This is a genomic window from Levilactobacillus sp. LN180102, from assembly GCF_050106635.1.
Classification (GTDB): Bacteria; Bacillota; Bacilli; order Lactobacillales; family Lactobacillaceae; genus Levilactobacillus; species Levilactobacillus brevis.
This window is the reverse complement of the sequence record NZ_JBNIIX010000003.1, coordinates 72,097-97,722: the sequence shown is the minus strand read 5'-3', so window position 1 is coordinate 97,722 and position 25,626 is coordinate 72,097. Positions and strand designations below refer to the sequence as shown.

At 46.1% G+C, this 25,626-nt stretch carries 24 protein-coding genes and 1 pseudogene; 9 read left to right on the top strand and 16 right to left on the bottom strand.

What is annotated here, in order from left to right; translation table 11 throughout:
* Positions 1 to 122: 122 nt before the first annotated feature.
* On the bottom strand, positions 123 to 1,742 hold the full coding sequence (locus ACP4IT_RS02950) for a peptide ABC transporter substrate-binding protein (RefSeq protein ID WP_011668387.1): 1,620 nt from the start codon (positions 1,740 to 1,742) through the stop codon (positions 123 to 125).
* 220 nt (positions 1,743 to 1,962) lie between these two features.
* On the opposite strand from ACP4IT_RS02950, the gene hflX reads away from it, so the two are divergent.
* Positions 1,963 to 3,240: a GTPase HflX gene (gene hflX / locus ACP4IT_RS02945; RefSeq protein WP_085762919.1), complete on the top strand. Its 1,278-nt coding sequence runs from the start codon at positions 1,963 to 1,965 to the stop codon at positions 3,238 to 3,240.
* 64 nt (positions 3,241 to 3,304) lie between these two features.
* On the opposite strand, the gene ACP4IT_RS02940 is transcribed toward hflX, so the two are convergent.
* The 9 genes from ACP4IT_RS02940 to ACP4IT_RS02900 all read right to left on the bottom strand — a co-directional run bounded on the left by ACP4IT_RS02940 (position 3,305) and on the right by ACP4IT_RS02900 (position 9,705).
* Positions 3,305 to 3,958 (bottom strand): amino acid ABC transporter permease, encoded by a 654-nt coding sequence (locus ACP4IT_RS02940; protein WP_024526509.1) that lies wholly within the window; start codon positions 3,956 to 3,958, stop codon positions 3,305 to 3,307.
* A gap of 19 nt (positions 3,959 to 3,977) precedes the next feature.
* Positions 3,978 to 4,616 (bottom strand): amino acid ABC transporter permease, encoded by a 639-nt coding sequence (locus ACP4IT_RS02935; protein WP_011668390.1) that lies wholly within the window; start codon positions 4,614 to 4,616, stop codon positions 3,978 to 3,980.
* A complete protein-coding gene (locus tag ACP4IT_RS02930) occupies positions 4,613 to 5,449 on the bottom strand; it encodes a transporter substrate-binding domain-containing protein (protein ID WP_128491905.1) in 837 nt (278 codons plus the stop codon). Before ACP4IT_RS02930 ends, ACP4IT_RS02935 begins: the two co-directional genes overlap by 4 nt.
* A gap of 19 nt (positions 5,450 to 5,468) precedes the next feature.
* The gene (locus ACP4IT_RS02925; RefSeq protein WP_011668392.1) at positions 5,469 to 6,209 is read right to left on the bottom strand and encodes an amino acid ABC transporter ATP-binding protein; all 741 of its coding nucleotides are present in this window, start codon (positions 6,207 to 6,209) and stop codon (positions 5,469 to 5,471) included.
* 383 nt (positions 6,210 to 6,592) lie between these two features.
* Entirely contained in the window at positions 6,593 to 7,525 is a 933-nt protein-coding gene (locus tag ACP4IT_RS02920) for a DUF6681 family protein (protein ID WP_087612919.1), read from the bottom strand.
* Between the two features lie 20 nt (positions 7,526 to 7,545).
* Positions 7,546 to 8,091: a hypothetical protein gene (locus ACP4IT_RS02915; RefSeq protein WP_011668394.1), complete on the bottom strand. Its 546-nt coding sequence runs from the start codon at positions 8,089 to 8,091 to the stop codon at positions 7,546 to 7,548.
* A 74-nt stretch (positions 8,092 to 8,165) separates the two neighbouring features.
* The gene (locus ACP4IT_RS02910; protein WP_011668395.1) at positions 8,166 to 8,624 is read right to left on the bottom strand and encodes a Fur family transcriptional regulator; all 459 of its coding nucleotides are present in this window, start codon (positions 8,622 to 8,624) and stop codon (positions 8,166 to 8,168) included.
* A gap of 93 nt (positions 8,625 to 8,717) precedes the next feature.
* A complete protein-coding gene (locus ACP4IT_RS02905) occupies positions 8,718 to 9,290 on the bottom strand; it encodes a guanylate kinase (protein ID WP_015474139.1) in 573 nt (190 codons plus the stop codon).
* Complete coding sequence (locus tag ACP4IT_RS02900; RefSeq protein WP_015474140.1) at positions 9,283 to 9,705, bottom strand: bis(5'-nucleosyl)-tetraphosphatase; 423 nt, start codon at positions 9,703 to 9,705, stop codon at positions 9,283 to 9,285. The genes ACP4IT_RS02905 and ACP4IT_RS02900 overlap by 8 nt, the downstream gene beginning before the upstream one ends.
* A gap of 172 nt (positions 9,706 to 9,877) precedes the next feature.
* Here ACP4IT_RS02900 and ACP4IT_RS02895 point away from each other — a divergent pair, with 172 nt between their 5' ends.
* The 3 genes from ACP4IT_RS02895 to ACP4IT_RS02885 all read left to right on the top strand — a co-directional run bounded on the left by ACP4IT_RS02895 (position 9,878) and on the right by ACP4IT_RS02885 (position 14,733).
* On the top strand, positions 9,878 to 11,272 hold the full coding sequence (locus tag ACP4IT_RS02895; RefSeq protein WP_011668397.1) for an APC family permease: 1,395 nt from the start codon (positions 9,878 to 9,880) through the stop codon (positions 11,270 to 11,272).
* 36 nt (positions 11,273 to 11,308) lie between these two features.
* Positions 11,309 to 13,744, top strand: a complete 2,436-nt coding sequence (locus tag ACP4IT_RS02890) for a Xaa-Pro dipeptidyl-peptidase (RefSeq protein ID WP_087609564.1) — start codon at positions 11,309 to 11,311, stop codon at positions 13,742 to 13,744.
* A gap of 77 nt (positions 13,745 to 13,821) precedes the next feature.
* Positions 13,822 to 14,733, top strand: coding sequence for a proline-specific peptidase family protein (locus ACP4IT_RS02885; protein ID WP_021741567.1), 912 nt, complete (start codon positions 13,822 to 13,824; stop codon positions 14,731 to 14,733).
* Between the two features lie 142 nt (positions 14,734 to 14,875).
* Here ACP4IT_RS02885 and ACP4IT_RS02880 read toward each other — a convergent pair whose 3' ends face one another.
* Positions 14,876 to 15,475, bottom strand: coding sequence for a L,D-transpeptidase (locus ACP4IT_RS02880; RefSeq protein WP_011668400.1), 600 nt, complete (start codon positions 15,473 to 15,475; stop codon positions 14,876 to 14,878).
* A gap of 101 nt (positions 15,476 to 15,576) precedes the next feature.
* Positions 15,577 to 17,103: an ABC-F family ATP-binding cassette domain-containing protein gene (locus tag ACP4IT_RS02875; protein WP_041815913.1), complete on the bottom strand. Its 1,527-nt coding sequence runs from the start codon at positions 17,101 to 17,103 to the stop codon at positions 15,577 to 15,579.
* A 212-nt stretch (positions 17,104 to 17,315) separates the two neighbouring features.
* Here ACP4IT_RS02875 and ACP4IT_RS02870 point away from each other — a divergent pair, with 212 nt between their 5' ends.
* Together ACP4IT_RS02870 and ACP4IT_RS02865 are read left to right on the top strand one after the other, a co-directional pair.
* Positions 17,316 to 17,699 (top strand): VOC family protein, encoded by a 384-nt coding sequence (locus ACP4IT_RS02870; protein WP_011668402.1) that lies wholly within the window; start codon positions 17,316 to 17,318, stop codon positions 17,697 to 17,699.
* A gap of 11 nt (positions 17,700 to 17,710) precedes the next feature.
* Positions 17,711 to 18,400 carry a CPBP family intramembrane glutamic endopeptidase gene (locus ACP4IT_RS02865; RefSeq protein WP_082265373.1) on the top strand — a complete coding sequence of 230 codons (690 nt, stop codon included), beginning with the start codon at positions 17,711 to 17,713 and terminating at the stop codon, positions 18,398 to 18,400.
* An 86-nt stretch (positions 18,401 to 18,486) separates the two neighbouring features.
* Here the strand turns inward: ACP4IT_RS02865 and ACP4IT_RS02860 are convergent, their stop codons facing one another.
* From ACP4IT_RS02860 to ACP4IT_RS02845, 4 genes and pseudogenes are all read right to left on the bottom strand, one after another.
* Positions 18,487 to 19,260, bottom strand: coding sequence for an ABC transporter ATP-binding protein (locus tag ACP4IT_RS02860; protein ID WP_024526500.1), 774 nt, complete (start codon positions 19,258 to 19,260; stop codon positions 18,487 to 18,489).
* The gene (locus ACP4IT_RS02855; protein ID WP_015474145.1) at positions 19,193 to 20,158 is read right to left on the bottom strand and encodes an ABC transporter permease; all 966 of its coding nucleotides are present in this window, start codon (positions 20,156 to 20,158) and stop codon (positions 19,193 to 19,195) included. Before ACP4IT_RS02855 ends, ACP4IT_RS02860 begins: the two co-directional genes overlap by 68 nt.
* Positions 20,159 to 20,175: 17 nt before the next feature.
* A pseudogene (locus tag ACP4IT_RS02850) lies at positions 20,176 to 21,140 on the bottom strand (ABC transporter substrate binding protein).
* A gap of 359 nt (positions 21,141 to 21,499) precedes the next feature.
* The gene (locus ACP4IT_RS02845; protein WP_015474147.1) at positions 21,500 to 22,390 is read right to left on the bottom strand and encodes a DegV family protein; all 891 of its coding nucleotides are present in this window, start codon (positions 22,388 to 22,390) and stop codon (positions 21,500 to 21,502) included.
* 557 nt (positions 22,391 to 22,947) lie between these two features.
* Between ACP4IT_RS02845 and trpX the strand changes: the two genes are divergently transcribed.
* From trpX to ACP4IT_RS02830, 3 genes are read left to right on the top strand one after another with little or no spacing between them, the layout of a single operon-like run.
* Positions 22,948 to 23,943, top strand: coding sequence for a tryptophan ABC transporter substrate-binding protein (trpX, locus tag ACP4IT_RS02840; RefSeq protein WP_015474148.1), 996 nt, complete (start codon positions 22,948 to 22,950; stop codon positions 23,941 to 23,943).
* Positions 23,940 to 24,842 carry an ABC transporter permease gene (locus ACP4IT_RS02835; protein ID WP_011668409.1) on the top strand — a complete coding sequence of 301 codons (903 nt, stop codon included), beginning with the start codon at positions 23,940 to 23,942 and terminating at the stop codon, positions 24,840 to 24,842. The genes trpX and ACP4IT_RS02835 overlap by 4 nt, the downstream gene beginning before the upstream one ends.
* Entirely contained in the window at positions 24,835 to 25,605 is a 771-nt protein-coding gene (locus ACP4IT_RS02830) for an ABC transporter ATP-binding protein (protein ID WP_011668410.1), read from the top strand. The genes ACP4IT_RS02835 and ACP4IT_RS02830 overlap by 8 nt, the downstream gene beginning before the upstream one ends.
* Positions 25,606 to 25,626: the final 21 nt, after the last annotated feature.

Genomic DNA, 25,626 nt, shown 5'->3' with positions numbered 1-25,626 from the left:
TCATTTTCTATTCAGACAGACATCGTCATTAATAAAAAGATCCGAGACACCTTGTCTCGAATCTTTTTATCAGCGCTTCGTTGAACGTGCCCACACGTTTGTTACCCATCAACGAACACAATTTACTTAGCAATGTAAGCTTTACTGAAGTCCCAATTTGAACTAACCGGGAAGTAAACGACGCCCTTAACCTTAGATTTCATCAATTGAGGTTTGCCTGCTTGGTAGACTGGAATAATCCCTTGATCGTTTAATAGGATCTTCTGCGCATCGATTAGATTCTGCCACCGGGCCGCCGGTTTGTTCGCGTTAGTGGTGGTCGCGGCCTTAATTAACTGATCATACTGCTTGTTGGACCACTTACCATTATTGTATGAGTTATCTGATGTAAATAGCGATAGATCCGTAATTGGATCTGGGAAGTCCGCACCCCAGAGTGTCACAACTGCATCAAATTGGCCTGCTGCGGATCGCGCTAATCGCGTCTTGTAAGGTAGATTTGAATTAGTCACCTTGAAATTGGGTAACTTGGACCACTGGCTCTGAACATATTCAGTCGTACTCTTGCCTTCAGGAGTATCGTCAGCCATTAAGGTCAACGAGTAGCTGGAACGACCCGTTTCCTTTAGGGCTTCTTTCCATAGCTTCTTCGCCTTAGCAATATTGTGCTCCGTTGCGCTAGCCGTGCTAGCTTCACTCGCAAAGTCCTTACCATTACGGATTGCCAGTCCACTTGTAACAATCCCATTAGCGATCTTAGAACCATTATCTAAAACTTTATTGACAAATTGCTTACGGTCAATAATCAATGATAAGGCCTGACGCGCCTTTTTATTACGTAACATTGAGTCCTTCTTTTGATTCAATTCAAGATAAGCCACTCGTGACCCATTCCGAGCGTGGTAATCCTTACTGTTCTTGTAGTTCTTGGGTTGTTGTCCACTCAAGTAAATGGCATCTAGCTTGCCACTCTGGTACTGACTCAACGCCGTCTGCGGATCCTTTACCGCACTAAACTTAACGTGCTTTAATTTGACAGACTTGGCATTCCAATAACTTGGATTCTTAGTCAGCGTCCAATTATCAGATGTTCCTGTCCAATAAGTGAGCTTGAAAGCTCCGTTATAGACATTGTCCTTAGCATTTGTGGCATACTTCTTGCCGTACTTTTCAACAACAGATTTATTTTGTGGGAAGAAGGCTGTTTGGGCAACCAAAGTTGGGAAATAACTAACCGCGTGGGTTAACGTTACAACCACTTTGTACTTGCCAACTGCCTTGATGCCTAGCGTTGAAACCGGCTTTTTCCCTTTCATAATGGCATTGGCATTCTTGACATCAGCATACAGGTAAGCGTATTGCGAGCCGGTCTTCGGGTTCACTGTCCGTTGCCAACCATAGACAAAGTCTTTGGCCGTTACTTGATCCCCGTTACTCCACTTGGACTTCCGGAGATTAAACGTATAGGTCTTCCCATCCTTCGACTTACTGTAGCTTTTGGCTACCCCCGGATGGGTACTACTATTCTTTCCAAACTTCAACAAGCCCTCACCTGTGTTATTCAGGGTCTCGCCAGAAACAACATCCGTTGCCAACGAATTATCCATGGTTGGTAGCGACGACGTCTCCATCCACGTTAAGGTTTGATTCTGTGACTGCTTAGATGACGTGCCACACGCCGCTAACGAAATCGCCGTTAGCGCGGCCACCGTGCCTAACTTGATCATTGCTCTAACCTGCATACTCATTCCAACTCCTCAGTGGTTCTTGTGTATGCAGTCTACTATAAATTAAAATTAGATTAGAATCAATACCGAATTTTAATTTAAGGCATTTATTCTATCTGCTCCCCTGTTTAATACTGATTAAAGCTAGATTTTGGGCTTCCACCGCTAATCCTTACTGGAATCCCATTCGGCATGGTATACTCAACACATAGACATTTATAAGGAGGGTGATCTCTTGGAAGAAACCCCACGAACACCGGTCATCACAATTGGGTTAAATGCTGGTCAAGCGACATTTGATTACGCAATGGCTGAATTAAAGAACCTGGTGGAAGCAAATCACATGACCGTCGTTGAAGAGGTGCAGCAGGCCCTGTCACGGCCTCAACCCGGGACATACTTTGGTACCGGAAAAGTTGAAGAGCTGGCAACGATTGTCGCTGACGATGGCGTCGATACCGTTGTGGTTAACGATGAACTTACGCCTAGTCAGATCCGTAATTTGGAAAAGGTAACCAAAGCTCGGATCATCGACCGCACTGGCCTCATTTTGGAAATTTTTGCCAATCGAGCCCAGTCTCGCGAAGCCAAACTTCAAGTACAACTGGCAAAATTACAGTACCAGCTACCGCGGCTACACACCAGTGCTTCACAACGTCTGGATCAACAGACTGGGAGTGGCGGCGGTGGGGGCTTTACCAACCGTGGTGCTGGTGAATCACAGACTGAAATCAGTCGACGAACCCTGCAACGCGCCATCACCCACGTTAATCATGAGCTAAAAGAAATTAATCAAGCGGCAGCGACGCAACGGCAACAACGTGAGCGTAACCAACTGCCTTCCGTGGCTTTGGTTGGTTACACCAACGCCGGCAAATCAACGCTCATGAATGCATTAGTTCGTGAATTTGGTAAAAGTGACGAAAAACAAGTCTTCGTTAAAAATATGCTATTCGCAACGTTGGATACTAGCGTCCGGCAGCTAACGTTCCCCGATCAAAAGAAACTGCTCTTAAGTGATACGGTTGGGTTTGTCAGTCAATTACCCACACAATTGGTCAAAGCCTTCCGCTCAACACTGGCCGAAGCCGCCAATGCCGATCTTTTGGTTCAAGTTGTTGACTACGCCGATCCTAACAAGGAAGCTATGATGGCTACAACCGAACAAACCTTGCACGACATTGGGGTTACCGATGTGCCCATGGTCACGGTCTTCAATAAGGCTGATTTGACTGAAGCCACCTATCCCAGTCGAGCGGGTGACCAGTTAATCCTTTCGGCACAAGATCCCGCCTCAATTGCATTACTGGTTCAGACGCTCAAAGAAAAGGTCTTTCACAACTATGTCACAGCAGATTTCTTAATTCCCTTCGCTGATGGTGATGTGGTCGCCTACTTGAACGATCACGCTAATGTCTTATCAACGGGTTATGAAGCGACAGGAACCGCCCTAAAAGTGGAACTCCAAGATACCGACTTCAATCGATTCAAGCAGTATGTTGTCACCCCTTAGCCCCAACGAAAAAGCACGTCAGAAATTAACTTCTGACGTGCTTTTTGTCTTAAACCAATTCAACTTAAGCTTGGCGCTTTTCTAAGTACCGAGCTAGTACTGATAACAAGTAACAAACGATAAAGTACATAACCGCAATGGCCACAAACATTGGAATAATGTAGTTGGTATTTTGCCCATAGATAATCTGGGAGCGGAAGAGCATTTCTGGCAGCAAGATAATCGTTGCCAATGACGTATCCTTAACCAGGGAAATAAATTGACTCACTAGCGCTGGAATCATCTTAACTAGCGCTTGTGGCAGAACAATGTACCACAGTGCTTGCCAATACGTTAACCCGTTAGCCCGGGCCCCTTCCATCTGGCCTGGATCAACCGCTTGAATCCCGGAACGCACAATCTCGGCTAACATCGTTGATTCAAAGATGGTCATGGCCAAAATCGCTGCCGGAATGACATCGGGCTTCACCCCTAAGTTGGGGAGTCCAAAGTACGTAAAGAACAGAATCAAAATCAATGGCAGGTTCCGAATCACATCAATGATAAACCCAACGATGGCTGATACATACTTGATTTTGACATAACGAATGACCCCTAGAATCGAGCCGATAATAAAACTACCGATAATTGAAATCACCGATACTAAAATGGTAATGCCTAGTCCACCGAACAGGTAGCGTAAGTTATCCGGAGAGTAAGCCGCGATAAAGTTTTGCAACATAATATGTCCCCTCCCCTTAAGCTAAGCGCTTTTCTAAGTAGCGCATGTAGTAACTGATCGGCATCGTGATCACCAGGTAAAGCACCCCAACGGCTGAATACGCCGCGATAGTCTCTAGAGAACTCGAGGCAATGACATTCCCTTGGTACATCAGATCAAACCCACCCACAAAGGCTAAGGTTGATGAGTTTTTAACCAAGTTCACGAATTGATTTCCCAGTGGTGGAATCACGTAACGGAAAGCCTGCGGTAAAACAATGTAGCGCATAGCTTGCCAGAAAGATAGCCCGTTAGCCCGGGCCCCTTCCATCTGGCCTGGATCAACTGATTGAATCCCAGCCCGCACCGTTTCAGCAATAAAGGCTGACGTGTACAGGGTCAAACCAATCGTCCCAGCTGTAAATCCGTTCATTTTGATCACATACAGCGGGAAAACCACGTAAAAGAACATGGTGATAACCAGTAGCGGAATATTCCGGAAAATTTCAATATAAACTCGTGCAACACCACGGCCAAATTTGCTAGGTGATTCTTCCAGCAAGGCAAAGAATGTCCCAATAATCAAGCTAAAGATGAGTGCTAACAGGCTACATAACAACGTCTGACCTAAACCATAAAGGAGTGTGCCTCCATATGTTTGAAAGATATGAATCATTCTTTAGCCGCCTCCTCATAGTCAAAGCCCTTCACGTTGTGGAACCACTTGTGAAGAAGTTTGTTGTATTCGCCGTTATCCCGAACTTCCTTTAAAGCCTGATTGACGGCTGCTTCAAATTGTTGTTGGTTCTTATCCATAGCAATCCCATAAGGTTCAGAGACGAAGGTACCACCGGTGACTACATAGCCCGGGTTCTGTACTGACATCCCGTAAAGGATCCCATTATCAGTCGTCAACGCTTGCCCTTGACCAGACTTCAATGCAGTCATTGCTTGCGCATAGTCGGTTAACTGCAAGACCGTTGCATTTGGCGCAACCTTTTGAACATTTTCAACGGAATCCGATCCAACAACCCCTAGAACCGTTCCCTTTTGCTTGTTCAGATCTTTGACATTCTTAATGCTGCTGCCTTGCTTTACCAATAATGACTGGCCGGCATAGAAATAAGTATTCGAGAAATCAACTTGTTTGCGTCGTTCTGCTGTATTGGTCATCGTGGCAATAATGGCATCGATATTGCCGTTTTTAAGCATCGGCATCCGCGTCGAACTGGTTACTTGGATAAACTTGGCCTTGGCATTTTTCCCCAGCATCTGCTTGGTTAATGCTTTAGCTAAATCTACTTCAAATCCCTTGATTTTACCGTCCTTGGTGTCTAGCAACCCGAATAATCGCGTATCCGCTTTAACCCCCCAAGTAATGGTTTTCGACTTTTGATCCGTCTTCCAAACATTTCGTGAAGACAACGCCGTACTCCCACACCCACTAATAACGGCCGTTAAAGCAACCAATGACAGTAGGAGGCTCAAACTACGAATCCATTTTTTCATACGAGCTTTCCTCCCCTGATTAGTGTGTAATAATCTTGCTTAAGAATTGACGAGCCCGTTCATTACTTGGTTCACCGTCGAAGAACTTCTCTTTGGAATCATCTTCCAAGATCCGTCCATCCGCCATGAAGATTACTCGGTTAGCCACTTCTCGAGCGAAGCCCATTTCGTGAGTAACGACAAGCGACGTCATACTGGAGTCTTGCGCAATCGTCTTCATAACATTCAGCACATCATCAATCATTTCGGGATCAAGCGCACTGGTTGGCTCATCGAATAACAGACACTTAGGCTTCATTGCCAGTGAGCGGGCAATCGCAATACGTTGCTGTTGGCCCCCAGAAAGTTGTGATGGCATCTTCGGTGCTTGGTCAGCTAAGCCAACCCGATCTAACATTTCCATCGCAACTTTTTTATTCTCTTCTTCACCACGGTGCAAAACAATTCGTGGTGACAACATGATGTTTTCCAGAATTGTCTTGTTAGCGTATAAATTAAAGTGTTGGAATACCATTCCCACGTTCTTACGAATCCGGTTCATATCCGTCTTGGGGTTGGCAAGATCCTGACCATTGACAATCAATTGCCCATGCCGAATTTCTTCCAAACCATTAACTGTTCGAATTAACGTTGACTTCCCAGAACCAGAAGGACCGATTAGAACAACCGTCTCCCCTGCCTCAATTGTTAAATTAATATTGTGTAGCGCGTGAAAATCACCGTAATACTTTTCCACGTTGTGAAATTCAATCATTGACATAAGTATTCCCTCCACTAGTTAAAGTTTACCGTTCGGTCGGTGGACTAGCGCTCCATACCAATCCCGTAGGACTGGTTTTTAGTTGCTAAATTAAAGTTTAAACCAAAAAAATTACCCGGTCAAAGTAAACAACCTTAAGATACAACTCACTACTGATGTTTTGAGGGGGTAAAAGTTAGGTATACCACGGACTTAACACCTTTCAAAAAAAATTATGTTCAAGAAAGCACCTGACAGTTTAATGTTATAAATTCTAACACTTATTATTTTTGACGCTGTTCCCAGCAAAAAAGGCCGAGAACTAAGTCTCAGCCTTTCTGTATTATTCAAGTATTGAAATTCTGGATCGGCAAATCACTGCTTGCCATTAATCGCAGAATGCCTTAATGATGATACCGAGACGTCCGTGTCATCGGTTCATCAGTCGCTGATGATTCAGTGCTATCGGTCGAATAACGGGCCCGACGCCTGCCTTCACCAGCTGTCGACTTCCGATCGCCTGTGGCGCGATCCCGCTGATGCTTATACGCCAACTGAACGGCCACTTCAAAATCGTTAGCCTGTTCAATCATTGATGTCCGGCCTAACACCTTAAAGGGACCACCTACTAACGTCGCGTTAGCTAGGTACAATTCAAATTGATCACGCACATCGGCCACGCTCTGCAATCCCACCGTGCTGACCGTACCAACCCGCTGCTTATCAGCTTGATTGATTCCGGCATAAACCACCAATTGGTTACCTTCCGGCTGCATCTCAAAGTAAGGAATCAGTGTTCCCGGTCCTGACGCATAAACCGGCTTGCCCGTTTTAGTCGTTTGCTCCATAATCTCACGATCACCCAAGCCAGAATAATCCAGCTTTAAGAGCCGAGCTTGTTGCAATTGCGTAGCCAAATTTTGAATATTTTGCACATCACTTGGCGTTGACGCTAATTTTCCTGGCAAGATTTTCTTTTCATCAAAGTAGCCATTAGCCGGGATATTCCGGCCATGAATAGTCTGCTGCCCGGTTGTCTCCTCTTCTTTAGGCTTAATGTGCAGCCATTTTTCAATTTTCGGAGAAATATCGAAGGGCGCCTTTTTTTCTGTGAAGTAATACATGCCATTCAAGTACACAAAGTACAAGAGCAGTAAGGCCACCAGCAAGATTAGTAACCCCCAAAATGGATGACCATTTTGCAGATAACGAATGGCGATATAAAACAAATAGAGGTCACCCAAGGCCCCTAGAATCACATAAACCCGATTCTTAATCTTGGCATTCACATTGATATAACCTAAGTAATGGTTGACCATATCAAGAAAGCTTAGCATTACCGATCCCCCTTTCGTTATTATTGATCAGTCGTATTGGTGCCATTAGTCGTTGCACTATACGTATTGTGGCTGTACGTACCCGATCCAGTATCATCAGTCGTATCATTCGTTGTATTATCAGTCGTATCGTCCGTTGTATCATTCGTCGTCCCATCTGATGAACTAGCCGCACTGGATGACGTCTTCTTTTTGGACGTGGTTCCCGTAGATCCAGTATTCCCAGTCGTCCCATTAGAAGACTCCTTCTCAGAAGTCGTATTAGCCGATGAGCTTTGTGTATCCGTCGTCGATGACTCACTACTACTGTCTTTTGAAGAGGAGTCACTACTATCTGAAGATTTCTTTGATGAATCTGAATCCTTTTTCTTGCTGTCATCGCTGGCTTTTTTCTTCGAATCATTAGATGACATGCCGCTGACCAGAGACGAGCTAGTAGAAGAAACGCGTGCGGCCCCTTCATTCGTCTTGGTCACCGTATTGGTTACCACATTCGTTGCCCCGAGCGCTAGTGCCATCGAGACAATGGCAAATGGCGTGATAAAGGGTGGTGTTCGATACGCCATACACAATTCCTCCTTACGATTTACCTACTTCTATTATTGTGCCACAAGAAGCTCAAGTTTTTTTCAAAATTACCTTAATTTTTAACTAAAGTGGTCTCTTTTACGCCTGCCGCCTGACAGGTTCCACAAATCCCATAAAGTTCAAAGCTGTGTCCCGTTATCTTGCAGTCTGGTAATTGAGCCGTAAAAAAGTCCATGGGACACATCTGTAATTCAATCACCTTGCCACAATTTTGGCAGATGAAATGATGGTGATGCTGATGATGAAAGTCACACTGATACTTCACGCGAGTCCGTTCCTGTTCGGTATTCTGTTCAACGATTCCCACTTCTTCGAACTCTTTCAAGTTACGATAAACCGTATTGTGACTCATCCCAGGAAATTCCGTTCGCATGTAAGCATCAACTGTAACCACATCCGTGTAATGTGCCTGATTCGTTAATAGGAACTCTAGTAAGGCGTGACGCTGCTTGGTTATTTTTAATTTATTCTGCCGTAAAATCGTCATTGCGGCGGTTAGCGATTCTGCCATTTTTGGGTGCCTCCTTGTTAGACCTAACCCTGTCGGTAACCCGTTCGGTTGAAACCCGAATTCCTTGTTAGTTTAGCATATTTATCGCGAAACTCAACTATCAACTGCTTGGTCTTGCTCAAGCGTCGTCATGAGCGCATCCAACTTGAGTTGTGTCTGTTGCCAATGATCATTGTTTAGTTGAACAGCCCGGCCCTTTAAGGCTAAGGGCATCTTTAAATCACGGCGATACTCTGGACTAGCCAACCGCTGAGCCATCATCGATTTGTCATCACCCCGTTGGCTTAATCGACCCGCTAACTGCTCTGAATCACTAACTGTTAGGAAAATAATCACGGCCTGATCGCCTAACTCTTGGGCGTAAGTGATCGCGCCTTTGGTATCCAAAACAATCGCAGCAAACGGCGCCCGTTCAAATCCTGCCGCAATTCCTTCGCGCGACGACCCGTAATGATAACCGGCATATACGACCGATTCCAAGTAGTGCTTTTGTTGGAAGCTTACCTCATCTTCAAAGTAATAATCGACACCATCAACTTCTCCCTGACGTGGTGGCCGGGTTGTATGGGTCACAATTTTTGTCACAGGGTAGTTTTTAACCAAGTAATCTTGGACGGTGGTTTTTCCCGTTCCCGTTGCGCCGGTAATCACCAGTACCTTATGCATGATGATAATCCTCCAAATAGGTATTAGCTTGATCCAGCAAGCCCTTTAAGTTGTCGTAACTCAGTGTGTCACGTGCCGTCGCGTAATCAAACCAGTCAAACGCACTGATTTCAACTGTTTGTCGCTCAATGACACTGTCCGCTGGCACTAACGCTGTATACAAGACCACATGCTTATGGTGGCCATTAACCATGTCATAATCCAAATCTGCATGAAAGTCTGGATTGATGGCTACATCTAATTGGGTTTCTTCCCTTATCTCACGTACGGCCGTTTGCAGATCACTTTCGTCCCCTTCGACATGGCCTTTAGGGAAACCCCAGAAATTACTGGTGGCACTTTTTAACAATAAATATTCAAGCCGCCCATCTACCAGCCGGTACACGACAGCCCCACTTGCTCTTTCGGTAATCATGCGTCATTGCCTCCTCAGAATTGACTAAACTCCTTTCATTTTAAATCGAAATGGTCTGTAATGGGAGTCCTTTACCTGACTTTTGTTAAAACAAGTCCCAACTCTCATTGACTTTTAATTTAACTCTAGGGTACACTATCCGAGATATCACCATTTATTAAGGAGGGTTTTTATGGGACTTGCGCGCATCTTTCGCCGCGAAAATTTAGATAATTACTTAAAAAGTGACCAGCATTTTGCCAAGACCATGTCAGCAAAAGATTTGATGTCACTCGGGATTGGTGCCGTGATTGGTACTGGGATTTTCATTCTTCCGGGGACAATTGCTGCCCAGTATAGTGGCCCCGGGATCGTTTTATCCTTTCTCCTAGCCGCTGTGGTCTGTTCAACGGCCGCCATGTGTTACGCCGAATTCGCTTCGGTTTTACCAGTGGCCGGATCGGCTTACTCTTACGGTAATCTCGTCTTCGGGGAAATCATCGGTTGGATTCTTGGTTGGGCACTGATTTTGGAATATGTGCTAGCTGTGGCAGCCGTGGCCAACGCTTTTGGCGCTTACTTTAAATCTTTTCTAGCTGGGTTTGGGGTCAACCTACCGACTGCCATCACAGGACCTTATGATCCCAGTCATGGCACCTATGGCAATATCATTGCCATTTTAGTCGTCTTCCTCATCAGCTGGCTACTGAATCGTGGTATGCGCGAATCCATGCGGATTAACAACGCGATTGTCATTGTTAAAATTGCTATTATTATTTTATTTGTGGTGGTCGGCATTTTTTATGTTAAACCCGCTAATTGGCAACCATTTGCGCCATTCGGTTCCAAGGGAATTCTTCGGGGGGCCTCGACCGTTTTCTTCGCATATCTCGGTTTTGACGTCGTCTCAGCTTCAGCTGCCGAAGTCAAGAACCCCAAGCGAAACATGCCCATCGGGATTATCGGAACATTGATTGTCGCTACCGTCCTCTACATGATGGTGGCCATCGTTTTAACCGGTATGGTGCATTACACCAAGCTTAACGTTGCCGATCCCGTAGCCCTTGCCCTAACGCTGGTTCATCAAAACTGGACTTCCGGCATTATCTCATTGGGTGCGCTGGCCGGCATGTTTACCATGATGGTCACCATGATCTATAGTTCTTCACGGCTCATCTATTCCGTTGGTCGCGATGGCTTATTGCCTAAGTTCTTGGGAAAAATCGATCACCAAACCGGAACACCTAAACACAGTTTAGCCGTCATTACCGTGGTCATCGCTGTTTTAGGTGGCTTCGTCCCCTTAGCTCAATTGACCAATCTGGTTAATATTGGGACGTTGGTTGCTTTCCTCTTTGTTTCCTTTGGGATTATCCGGCTCCGACATCTCGATAACTTGCCGCATAATACGGGATTCCAAGTTCCCTTTTATCCCGTTTTACCCATTGTCTCTGGACTCTTATGTTTCTACATGATGCTCCAGCTTCCCGCGGAAACGTGGATTGCCTCTAGTATTTGGTTTGCATTAGGACTCATTATTTACTTTAGTTATGGTCTGCGCCACAGTCGTTTAAACGACCAGGCCTAGTCACTCGTTTCTAACTTAAAAGGTAGGCGAAGATTTATGCGCAATCAACAATTTGCAATTCGACCAACCACGCTGGATCAAGCGCGCGTGGAACTTCAACAGATTCACTTCTTAGATGACACCAATCTGTCATTTACGACGCCAAGCGACCTTCTACGGGATTTCTACGACCGGAGTTGGCCCGAGTACACCACCAGCAGCGTGGTTGCTCAACAGCTCAGTAACCTCATGGCAACGCCTGAAACTGATGGCCTAACCTATTTGACCACCCATGAGCAGGTCCCGGTTGATGTCTTCTATAATCTGGCCCTGCAACGACTCGGCTTTGCGGTAGATTTAGACTTTCAGCTCACCGATCCATTAGCAGCCATGACTAAGATTCAATTACCCGTGGCTGACCATGAAGGAACGACCTTTACTTTAAATGAATTAATGAATGCGTGGTACGTCTTACTCACCACGCACAACAAAACTGGTCAGACTTTCTTAGATCAATTGACCACACACGGTTATTTTGCACCACTCATTCATGATAACAGCGTGCCTAAGCCCCTCATCTTCAATGGTAAGGCCCAGGCCGTCTTTGATACGACCCAATTAATTCATGAAGTGGTTTACGTTGAAAGCCCGCAGGATACGGATCATGACGGCCACCGTGACTTGCTCAAAGCCGAAGTCATCCGACCTGCTGAAACGGCTAACGGACTCAAGGTTCCGGTCCTGTATACGGCTAGTCCTTACAATCAGGGGACTAACGACGAGGCAGGAGAAGCCCTGACACACAACGTCAACGTTCCGCTCACTGCCAAGCAGCCAGCGGCCACAACCTTAGCCGACGTCACGGCTGAGCCAGTGACCACCCCGCTGCCAGATGCACGGCCAGTGACAGCGACAACCCACACTGCGGCAGAAACGTTTGCTCGTGAGCAATCATACACCCTCAACGACTATTTCTTACCCCGGGGGTTTGCCGTCGTCTACGCGGCCGGTATTGGAACCAAAGACTCAGACGGGTTACGGACCACTGGCGATCCGGAAGAGACCACCTCAACAATTGCCATCATTGAATGGCTAGCTGGCAACCGCACTGCCTTTACTACCCGCAATGCAACTCAGGCCATTCCGGCTTGGTGGAGTAACCATCAAGTTGCCATGACCGGCCGGTCGTACCTTGGCACCTTAGCAACGGCAGCCGCAACAACTGGGGTAGCTGGTCTTAAAACCGTTATCAGTGAAGCAGCCATTTCCAACTGGTACGATTATTACCGTGATGGCGGTTTGGTCGTTGCCCCAGGGGGCTTTCCCGGTGAAGACGCCGACGTGTTGGCCGAAGAAACCTTTAGTCGGCAACTTCTAGCCGGTGATTATCACCGGATTCAAGAAAAATGGCAACATCAGTTAGCCGCCATCACTCAGAATCAAGACCGAGTGACCGGCAATTACAACCGCTTCTGGGATGCCCGCAACTATCTCAAAAATGCCAAAAATATTAAAGCTGATCTGTTGCTCGTCCACGGGTTAAACGACTGGAATGTAAAACCACGAAATGTCAATAATCTTTGGCGGGCTGTGCGCGACTTGCCCGTGACTAAGAAACTGATCTTGCATCAAGGCCAGCATATTTATATCAATGCCTTTCGGTCGATTGACTACACGGATATCGTAAACCTATGGCTGACGCATGAACTGTTAGGCGTTGACAATCACGCTGAAACTTTATTGCCTAATGTCATCATCCAAGATAATGTGACGCCAGAAACCTGGCAAGCGTACCCTGATTGGGATGCCCCTAGCAATCCGGTTCAGCACTTTAACCTTCAAGCTGACGAGTTAGTCGCCCCCAGTGATCACACCCCTGCGGCGGCCACCAGCTTTAACGATCAATTACCAGTCGATCAATTTAATCATTACACGCACCACATTGACGAGTGGCAAGCCGATTTACTCGGCGATAAACATAACGCGATGTTTAAGCACCGGCTGCTGTTCAAATCGGCCGTTTTGACCGACGACTTGGTCTTAGACGGTCGGCCCACCATTGACTTGCAAGTCGCGGTTAACCAGCCACTGGGACTGCTCAGTTTCCAATTAGTCGATTATGGTGATGCTAAACGATTAGGCGTCAGTCCAACACCTTTACGGATCCGCTTGGATGAAGGCTATCGCTGGCGTGAAGACAATCTGCGCGAATTTACTGTGGCTGCAACCACGCCATGGAAAATGATTACCAAAGGTCACCGGAATCTGCAAAATCGAACCAACGCCTATCAAGTGGATGAACTCAAACCCAATACCTTCTATGATTTGAGTGTCACCTTACAGCCCACCCACTACCGGTTACTAGCCGGTCATCAATTGGGGCTCGTTATTTATGCGACCGACTTTGGGATGACCGTCCGTGGTAATCAGGATTTGCAGTACTCCATTCAGTTAGGCCAGTCGGCGCTTCACGTACCATTCATCACCGATTAAGCCACCACAGTTTGGAATTCACGCGAATAGTGATAGACTAATAATTAACTTCATTGACAGAAACGGAGGAATTTTTCATGAAACAAGGGACCACAATTATCACACTTGATAACGGCTACCATCTTTGGACCAATACCCAAGGCACTGGCGACATTCATTTACTCGCTTTACACGGTGGCCCTGGTGGCAACCATGAATACTGGGAAGACACGGCTAAGCAGTTGGCCGCCCAAGGATTGAACGTTCAAGTTCACATGTACGATCAATTAGGTTCTTGGTATTCTGATCAACCTGACTACAGTGACCCAGAAATTGCTAAGAAGTATCTCACGTATGATTACTACTTGGACGAAGTTGAAGAAGTTCGGCAAAAGCTGGGCATTGATGACTTCTATCTGATTGGTCAATCATGGGGTGGCGCACTGGTTCAAATGTACGCAGCTAAGTATGGTCAACACTTAAAGGGCGCCATTATTTCCTCCATGGTCGATAACATTGACGAATACGTGGAAAGTATTAACCATATTCGGGAAACGGCTTTAACGGCAGACCAAGTCGCTTACATGAAACAAATCGAGGCTGAAGGTAACTACGACGATGCCAAGTACCAGAGCTATGTTGACATCTTAAATGACGGTTACGTTGACCGGAAAAAGCCAGCCGCTATTTCTCACCTCATCAGTACGATGGCAACTGACGTCTATGGTGCCTTCCAAGGTGACAATGAATTTGTCATCAAGGGAAAGCTGGCTGAATGGAACTTCCGTGATCATTTGAAGGATATTCAAGTGCCAACCCTCTTGACGTTTGGGGAACATGAAACCATGCCATTGGCAACTGGTCAGAAAATGGCAGAGCTTATCCCTCACTCTCGCTTTGTGACTACCCCTGAAGGTGGCCACCACCACATGATCGATAATGCCCCTGTGTATTACGATCACTTGGCAACGTTTATTCGCGACGTGGAAGCCAATAATTTTAACGATTAATCTAAAAAGCCAACCGACGCTGAAAGGCGATGGTTGGCTTTTTATTTTTGACACAATTTAAGGTTTAAGCTTAACAATCCTTTTTTAGTTACTTATAGTAAAAAAATCGCCACAACTTTCGCTGTAGCGATCCCGCTGATTTCTAATCGTGAATAACAACTTTCATCCCATAAGGGACGTGATTATAAACCCATTTGGCATCGGCAACTGACAGGCGCACGCATCCATGAGAAGCGGCAGTCTTCCCTAGTTCCTCAGCCTCTTTCTTGATGTAATTACCGTCGGCATCCGTTGGCACGCTGTGGAACAAGTAAATTCCATGGTCTTTCCAAGAGACCCAATAACGGGCCCCTTCACCAGAACCTTGGTTATAGAAGAACTTGCCGCGTTCCGCTTGAATATGGTACGTTCCATGCGGCGTCTTGTTCTTACCAACCCCCGTTGAGCAATACATCGTGTATAGAATCTGTTGGCCATCCCGAATATAGACCCGTTGTTTGCTGGTATTAACATCCAGCCAAGCATCCGGATGTTGCTTCAAGTTCGGATAGGCTTTGTTTTCTGACGGCTGACGCCAGTTAATGGTCTTAGCCTTCGTGGTGGTTGTTTTTTTCTTGGTCGTGGGTTGTGCGGTCGACTGGGTCGCATCATCCGCCGAACTCTTTTGAATCACACGATTAATCCCCGCTGCCACAGCAACAATTAATACGACAATTACCAATAACCGTCTAAAACGTCTCATGCTCTTCCGTCCTTTATCGATTTTTTCATCTCTAGCGTTAACTCTAACGGATTTTTCTGAAAAAGGGAATGCTTTTTACCAAAACGTAATCTCAGTGACATCTAGTTGGTTGAGCCATTACGCAAACTCAACTTTTCCACGTTTAAAATCTTATCGACTAACCCGGTATAGAAGCTGGCCTCATGGCTAACAATGATGGCATTGCCAGGAAAGTCATTAATCGCCTGTTTTAAAGCTTGCTTCGTTTCATCGTCCAAATGGTTAGTCGGTTCATCCATAATCAGGAAGTTGGCTGGCTCAAATTCCATTAAGGCCAATTTAACCTTGGTCTGTTCGCCCCCTGAGAGCTCACCAATGGGTTTCATCGCGTTAGCGGAATCCAAACCACATTTGGATAACTTCGTGCGAATCGCCTTTTGAGGTAACTTCTCGTATTTGGCTTGGATAATTTGTAGCGGTGTTTGCTGGTTATTATCCCACACTAAATCTTGGCTGAAGTAGCTAATCCGTGCGGACGGTGAGAAGTGCGCCTCGCCACCCTTAGCTTTGATAATCCCCAGAATTGACTTAATCAATGTCGACTTCCCGACACCATTAAATCCGGTCAACCCGACCTTTTGATCGGTCGTGACGGAGAAGGTTACCGGTTTAAGTAATGGTCGATCATATCCCACGGATAACTCGTCAACGACTAAAGCATTTTGCGAACCCGTTTCTTGATAAGGAAAATCAAAATGGGCTTGCACATTGGTCGAAGGTGGATCGACCCGGTCCAATCGATTAAGCATCTTTTCCCGCGATTTGGCCATTGTTGATTTTGAACCAGCCTTATTCTTTCGAATAAAGCGTTCCGCCTTTTCGATCACAACCTGTTGCTTATCAAACTCCCGTTGCTGGGCCTTTTCACGTTCACCCCGTTGGCGCATGGCTTGCTTAAAGCTGCCCCGATACTTGGTAATTTGGCCGAAAGCCACGTTGATGATACAATTCGTCACATTCTGTAAAAAATCATAATCATGAGAAATGATGAGTGCTGCTCCGTCAAAATTATTCAGATAATCTTCCAACCACGCAATGTGGGCCACATCTAAGTAGTTGGTCGGTTCATCAAGTAAAATAACGTCAGGATTTTCCAATAATAACTTAGCCAAAATAATCTTCGACCGCTGGCCCCCAGACATCTTAGCGACGGCGTGATCCCGACCAATATCGTCCAGGCCCAACCCTGAGATCACCCGTTCGATCTCAGTTTCAACGTCATAGAAATTCCGGGCGTCTAGTTCTTCTTGAATCCGGCCCGCGCGTTCTAAGAGCTTGTCGTTCATCGTTTCAGCGTATTCCGTATACATGGCCGTCATGCGGTCATTCATGGCATACAAATCAGCATAGGCCGTATGAAGAAAATCAATTAATGTCATTCCATCAGGAATATCGGCATACTGGTCCAAATAACCAATGTGCGTCTTTTTTTGCCATCTAACTGTCCCAGTTAGGGGGAGTTCCTGTTCCGTAATAATCTTAATTAAGGTTGACTTTCCAACCCCGTTTTGCCCGACGACACCCATGTGTTCGCCCTTTTCGAGGGTAAAACTGGCATTCTCGTAGAGTTTCTTATCAGCGAAGCTCATACTGAGATCGTCAACTTCTAATAGTGGCACGTGTATCCTTCCCTTCTTCTCTTACGCAGAAAAAAGCCCGACAGCGTCAGGCTTTAATCCTAAAACTTATATAGGTAGTAACTTACCACGAAATACGGGGGTTCGTCAACTTCATGGCCTAGGAGGCTACCTATCATCTGTGATATAATAGGTGAAATTTACTGCTTAAGGACTGACTGACTATGAATATTCGTAATATTGACCATTTAACCCTGACCGTGAGTGATATTGAACGGTCTATTCGCTGGTACCATGAAGTCTTTGACCTCCCCATCATTGAATTTGACGATGGTCGTCAAGGCGTTAAGGTGGGTAAACAAAAGCTTAACTTCCAACAAAGCGATACTCCGCATCTCCCCGTGGCTAATCATCCCACGATTGGCGCAGCTGACTTTGCCATTATTGCCACCGATCCGCTAGCTAATATCTTATCGCATTTAACCAATTATGCCGTTGAAATCGTGGACGGTCCGGTTACGAAACAGGGGGCTCTGGGACCCATGACCTCAGTCTACGTCCGTGATCCTGATGAAAACCTCATCGAAATCGGCAAATACGAGAAATAGGAGGCTTCGCCGTGAATCGTTTCAACCAAATCTTTGATTGGATTGCCCGTTGCTTCAGATGGGTGGGCTTCTTGTTGATTTATCTCGTGGACTCTGCCCTCTTAACGTTTGCAACGATGCAAGTTAACCACCCCACCGTGGTGAACCGTTCGATTGGGCTGATGCTGATCTATTCAGCCTTTGTCTTGGCTTTCATTACCTGGCGGTACCAAAAACAATTACAAAGTAACAATCCCCGCCATTTCGGTCGTACCAAATTAACGGGGACCCGGTTTGGCCAGCTGATGGCATTCTTCTTTCTCATGTATGGTATTCAAATGGTGTGGAGCCTTTTGATTAGCGCGCATATTTTGGGAACACCCGCTAACCAGACGGCCGTCAATAGCCAGATTGTTCAATTACCATTCTGGAATCTGGCCTATTCGATTCTTTTTGCACCGGTGATTGAGGAACTGATCTTTCGCGGCATTTTTCTGAATTACTTTTTTCGGCAAAATTCTCGCGTCATGAATGTCTTAGGCGTTCTGTTCTCTGGCATGATCTTCGGCTACATGCATGTTACCAGTCTGTCTACCACGTGGATCATGTATTCATTACTCGGTTGCATCTTAGGTTGGGCTTATCTTCATTTCCGGGATATTCGATACAACACAACCTTACATTTTATGAATAACGCGTTGTCGTTATTAGCATATATCTGAAAAAAGTCGCTTAGAAAATCACATGCTGATTTTCTAAGCGACTTTTATATTTAATTAATCCTTTGATGTTAGGCGCCAGGTTCTCCCTAATCAGTTGCCGTAAATAACGTCAGCAAATCCTCCGCACGTAGATTGGCTTTCTCCGCGCCGCGGACGTCCAATTTAATCTGACCGTCTTGAACCATCACCAACCGGTTACCATAAGTTAATGCGTCACTCATCTTATGCGTAATCATCATGGTTGTTAGGTGATGACTCGTCACGATCTTTTGCGTCAAGTCCATCACTTTTTGACTGGTCTGCGGGTCTAAAGCGGCCGTGTGCTCATCCAACAATAATAATTCTGGCTGACTGAGGGTTGCCATCAGCAACGATAATGCTTGGCGTTGCCCCCCCGACAGATATTTAACTTGCGTCGTCAAGCGATCCTCTAAGCCCATTTCAAGTGGCCGCAAAAGTTCCTGATAAGCCGCCAGCTGGTCTGCCCGACGGTAACGTCGTAAGCTCATACTCCCCGTGTGCTCTTGTGCTAACGTGAGATTCTGGGCCACGCTGAGCTCACCAGCCGTCCCCATCTTGGGATCTTGGAACACACGCGATAACCATTTAGCCCGATAAGCCACTGACTTCTTGGTGACCCGATGGCCGGCTAATGTCATCTCACCCGCATCGACTGGCAAGGTGCCAGCAATCGTATTCAACAGTGTCGACTTGCCCGCCCCATTGTTACCAATGACAGCAACAAAGTCTCCGGGCGTAATCTCTAAGCTAACGTTTTTTAACACATGACGCTCATTTGCTGTCCCGGGAAAGAAGACCTTCTGGAGATGCTTGACGCTTAAGACTGCTGGTTGTTGCATGTTCATCGACTCCAATCTGTTTGAGATAACGGTTCAACTGTTGCCGGGTCCGGTACTTATTACGAAGAATCGGCAGGCAAATGACCACGACTAAGATTCCTGCAGATAAAATTTTGAGATCATCGACTGGGAATCCAAGTCCCATCGCTACGGTCAATAAATAACGATAAATCACAGCGCCCAACGCCATCGCGGTTAATCGTAACCACATCTGGCGACCGTGTAGGAAGATTTCACCCACTAAGACAGAGGCTAATCCAATAACGATCGTGCCAATTCCCATACCAATATCCGCGTAACCATTGCTTTGAGCAATCAGCGCTCCGGACAAGGCGATACACCCGTTGGAGACCATGTAACCAATAATCACCATTCGGTCAGTATGAATCCCATTGGCCGCACTCATCGCCGGATTATCACCAGTTGCCATCAACGATAATCCCAGTCGCGTCTTGAATAACCAGATGAGTAGCACAATGACTAATCCCGTCACCACTGCTCCAATAACAATCGTTTGCAGGTCTAATGACCAACTCGCCGGTAAAACATTCATCAATACTTTTTGATTTAATAGTGGCACGTTGGATTTTCCCATGATGTGCATGTTCACCGAATATAATCCGGTCATCGTCAGAATACCGGCGAGTAAGGAAGGCATATGAAGCTTCGTATCCAAGACCCCCGTCACCCAGCCAGCGATACACCCTGCCAAGAAACCCAACAGACTGGCAACGATAGCTGACTGCCCACTTAACATCGCGCTAACCGTTACTGCCGCCCCCAAGGGGAAGCTTCCTTCAGTGGTTAAATCAGGAATATCTAAAATTCTAAATGTGATAAAGACCCCGATGACAAGCGGCGTCCAGAGGAGACCTTGACCGATACTGGTGATTAACATAGAACCGAACCCCTTTCTTAAGGTTGCTTGATTTGATTTGTGGCTAATCCAATGGATTTAGCATTAGCTTTATTGACGTACAGATGTAGCTTCTTAGAGGTTTCAACCGCCATAGATTGTGGCTTCTTGTGGTTAACTAAGACATCATAAGCCATCTTCCCGGTTTGCTTGCCCAAATCGTAGTAGTTAATCCCATAGGTTGCCGTCCCACCATCTTCGGCCATTTCAATTGACCCGGTAACAACGGGAAGCTTGGCGGTCTTAGCCTTTTGACCAATTGTCTTCATGGCACTAGCCATCAAATTATCCGTTGGCAGATACAGCCCTGAAACTTTCCCGGTTAATCCGGCCAATACACTCGTCACATCGTTGGTGCTCGTCGCACTGACCACCTTTAGCTTTAAGTTATGTTTCTTCGCATAGGCCTTAGCCAAGTTTACTTGCAAGACAGAATTTCTTCAGATGAGTTGTACATAATTCCCAATGGTTTGTTGCCTTTGGACATGCTAGCCAACAGTTTTAATTGCAAGCCAACCGGCGTTAAATCACTCGTCCCACTGACATTCGTATTGGGCTGTTGATTAGACTTTACCAGTCCGGCTGATTTCAAATCAGTCACAGCAGTCACCAGCGTTGGCGTCGTGGTCGTCTTCTTAGCCAATGCTTGCGCAGCTGGCGTGGCAATTCCAACCAACAGGTCATTCTTTTGCTGGACCAACTGTTGGCTCATGGTGTTCAAGTTAGCTTGATCGCCCTGCGCATTTAAGTAGTGATACGTGACCTTGGTTGATTTATCGTGGGCTTTCAATTGCTGATTCAGGCCAGCCTTGAATCCTTGCCGTGCCTCATCGAGTGAGCCATGTTGCACCACCTGTAAGATACCAACTGACAATGATTTACTGTTAGACGATGATGAATAACTGGAACAACCGGCTAAGACTAATCCTAAGAGTGCGATGCTACTGATTAATAATTTTTTCATAATGAGACCCCTCAATTTTAATTTAATAAACAAAAACACCAGATAGATTCAAAGTAGAATCTACCTGGTGTTTTTATCGGGCCCGATATTATTTCTCCAGATAGATTATACCCGTATCTATCTGGCGCTAAGTCATGTTGAAAAACTTTAGCTAATCGATAGATACAAACGCAGTTGTGCGGTGCGTTCGTATCCAGCGAGCTGAACACAAACGCTATCTAAAGAAAAAGCTAAAGGCAAATTGGCTATTTAAATGTTGGAGGTATGATGATTGCATAATGGCAAGTTCCCTTTCATTTATCAATTTACAAGTATTAGTAAACCATTTAAAAATGAGGCTGTCAACCCCAACTTTTAATTTACTTCTCATTTTCAACGGATATTAGACTCTGATAATCTTGGCTCCAGGCCAACCCCATGGCACCATCACCAACATGTACCCCAAAGCTTGGCCCAATTTCAGCGACATCAAATTTAACCGACGGAAACCGTTTCTGAGCAGTTGCTAACCACTGTGCCGTCGTTTCTGGCTGATCGGCATTCAGAATAGTCGCTTTTACTGGGACTGCTTCGGCCAATGCCGCCGCCAAATCATCCAAGAAGTCACTCATTGCACCCTTTAACCGCAACGCACTACCGGCAACCCGCATTTTCCCAGAGGATTCAAAAACTAGGATTGGCTTTCCGGGCAATAGTGGTGCATTGCCCGGACCATGCCCATTCACTTCACCCGTTCGCAAAAGTGGTTTGATGGAATCCACGACAAAGGCACTATGGGTCGTGTCCCGTAATCGTTTCAGTTGTTCAAGAATCTCTCTTGGGGTGGTCCCTTGCACAGCTAGCATTGCCGCTAATCGCGCCTGGTCACCCATAGTTGTCAGAATGCCGCGAGAATCCCACGGCCATACGTGGAGACTGGTAATATTCTCAGCATAGGCCGCTAACGTATTCACAAATCCAGAAATACCTAGTGACGGTCCAATTACAATCACATCAGTAACCCCCGTAGCCGCTAGCTCATCACAGGTCTGGTGCACCATCTTCATTGAAATCTGTGGAGCGGTTGGTACCAACTTTTTAGACTTAGCCAGTCGCAATAACCGATAATAATCGGCCGTCGGCAAATCTTGATATTCATGATATTGCCGATTACCAAACATAATCGGTGCAGCCAATAGGGTTATTTGCTGTTGCTTAGCTTCGACAAATTCAATCCCAGCTGACGTATCCGTTAACACTGCAACTTTCATATCACAACCTCCTTCAAACTATTCTTCAATTAGATTCATTTTCAAACGGAAATGGGACAAGACCATCCTCCCGCCGTGGGTTCTTACTGACCTTGGCGCGCGTTTTTAGCGCGCTTAGGATAAGACCGAGCTTTAAGACAAGTGGGTTGCTTGGCTTAAAGCCGTGTCCGGTACAATTTACCGCGACCAGAGGGCGGGCTTAGCCTCACGGACAGGCTTAGTTACGCTCAAGTATACCAAAAAACTACAAAAGATGGTTGACGGTTTTTCAGCAATGCCGTACACTATATCTATTCGAAACGGAAAGGAAGGAAAGTGAAATGCAAATGTCTGCCTTTGAACTTAATGGACGTTGGCAAAGCCGGTAATCAAGTCGTCATCATGTAGATGCGACTTGAGCTCCCAGAGCGATTTTCGCATCTGCGCCGGCTAACTTTCTGATGGGCCTGCACGGATGTTTTATCCGGTGTTGCGGGTCCTTTTTCTTTGGGGCACCCAGCCGGTCTGGGTGCCCTTTTTGTCGCGATAAGCAAAAAATCAAGTGAGGTTGATGCGCTATGAAACGCCTGTATGGATTAATTGGAATTATTGTTATTTTTCTCTGTTTTGCCTTTGTTCAAGAGAGCCGTCCCCAGTCAGCTACCCGGCAAAAGGTCCCCACAGTTGGCATCTTACAGCTGCTATCTCACCCTGCCCTTGACACAATTCATAAGGGGATTATTCATGGCTTGGCTGAGGAAGGCTACCATGTGGGTAAAAACATCAAAATTGATTATCAAAATGCCCAAAATGACCAAAGTAATCTAAAAACGATGAGTGCCCGGTTCGTCAATGAAGACGCCGATGCCATGATTGGTATTGCGACACCAGCTGCGCAAGCGTTAGCGAACGCTAGCAGCAAAACCCCCATCGTCTTAGGAGCTATCACTGATCCCAAAGGAGCAGACTTGGTCAAGAGTAACCGTCACCCCGGAAATAATGTTACGGGGGTCTCTGATCAAGCACCACTCAAATCACAGTTACACCTGATCAAAAAAATTATGCCGAAGATGAAGACGCTGGGAATTATCTACACGTCATCTGATTCTTCCGCCACCGCGCAATACCATCAATTCGTTGCTTTATGTAAGAAAGAACACGTTCGCTTAAAGTCCTATTCAATCGCTAATACCAACGACTTGAATCAGGTTGCCGAAGAAATGGTCACCCAAGTTGATGCTGTCTACGTGCCAACTGATAATACCATTGCCAGTGCGATGCAAACATTAGTTGCGGCTGCCAATGCTCAGAAGGTGCCTGTCTTTCCGGCCGTAGATACCATGGTTAAGTCTGGTGGCCTTGCAACTCTCAGCGTTAACCAGTACCAATTGGGAGTTGAAACGGGTAAAATGACGGCCGCCATTTTACGAGGTAAGAACCCGGCAACCATGCCAATCAAGTTTGAACGCCAAGGTGAAATGGCGATTAACTTATCAGCAGCTAAAAAGCTGGGTATCACCTTACCAACATCTGTCGTTAAAGAAGCGCAAACCCACGGGGAGGTTTTTAAATGAGTTTAATGGTATCTGCAATCGGACAAGGCCTCCTTTGGGCCGTCCTCGGGGTAGGATTATTCCTGACCTTTAGAATTTTAGACTTTGCCGATATGACGGTTGAGGGCACTTTCCCATTAGGTGCCGCCACCGCCGTCGCGGCTATTAGTAACGGCATGAATCCAATTCTGGCAACCTTGCTGGCGTTTATCGCCGGGGCCGCAGCCGGGTTAATTACCGGATTGCTCTATACGAAAGGGCATATTCCCATTCTATTAGCGGGAATCTTAGTGATGACCGCCTGCTACTCAGTCAATTTACGAGTTATGAGCGGTCGTTCTAACGTCTCACTCTTAGGAAAAGAAACGTTGTTTAAATCCCACTTTCTAGCCTCTCTACCACACTACTTCGATAGCGTCGTCCTCGGCGCCGGTGTCATGATTATCGTCACCACTCTCGTCATTTATTTCTTACAAACCGAACTGGGGCAAGGCTTCATTGCCACTGGCGATAATCAAACCATGGCTCGCTCTTTGGGAATCAATACCGATAACATGAAGATCATGGGATTAATGGTCTCTAACGGTCTGATTGCTTTTGGCGGCGCCTTAGTCGCGCAGAACAACGGTTATGCCGATGTTAACATGGGCATTGGGATCATCGTTATTGCTCTAGCTTCCATCATTATTGGTGAAGTGGCCTTTGGTGATTTAACATTAAATCAACGGCTCGTGGCTGTAACTTTAGGTAGTATCCTCTACCGATTCGTCTTGTTAATCGTGCTAAAACTAGGCTTCAACGCCACCGATTTGAACTTGGTTTCTTCGGTCGTCTTAGCACTCTGCATGATGTTGCCCGTCTTCAAGAACGTTCTCAACTTCAAGCATATTTTGAAACGGGGGTTAGATACCAATGACTAAACCACTCCTTGAATTAAAAGACGTTGTCCTCAAGGTCAACCGGAACACACCCGAAGAAATCATGATTTTAGATCATCTCAACCTGACCATTAACGCCGGAGATTTCATCACCGTGCTGGGTTCTAATGGTGCTGGGAAATCAACCTTATTTAACGCCATCGGTGGTGATCTCAGTATTGATAGCGGTCAAATCCTCCTCAATGGCAAGGACATTGCCCACGAATCTGTCGAGAAACGTACGCGTTTTTTAGCCCGGGTTTTTCAGGATCCAAAATTAGGCACGGCTCCCCGAATGAACGTGGCCGAGAATCTGCTATTAGCTGAGCGCCGCGGGCAGCACCGCGGATTACGGCCCCGGCACCTTAATAAACAACTCGACCGCTACCGTGAACTAACTGCTACCATGCATAATGGTCTTGATAGTCGCTTAACTACGGCTACGGGGAACTTGTCTGGTGGTCAACGTCAGGCCTTAAGCTTTCTGATGGCAACGCTCAAACGCCCGGAAATCCTACTGCTGGATGAGCATACAGCCGCCTTAGATCCACAGACCAGTCAAGATCTCATGCACTTGACGAATGAACGGGTTCAACAAGAGAAGCTAACTTGTTTAATGATCACCCATCACTTGGAGGATGCCCTAACCTATGGTAATCGCCTCATTGTCTTACATCACGGGCAGGTAACTTTCGACGTAGCCGGAGAAGCCAAAGCTGCTTTGACCACCGAAAAGCTTTATAGTTTCTTTGCTGATATTGAATAAGCCCTTCAAAAAATGCATGTC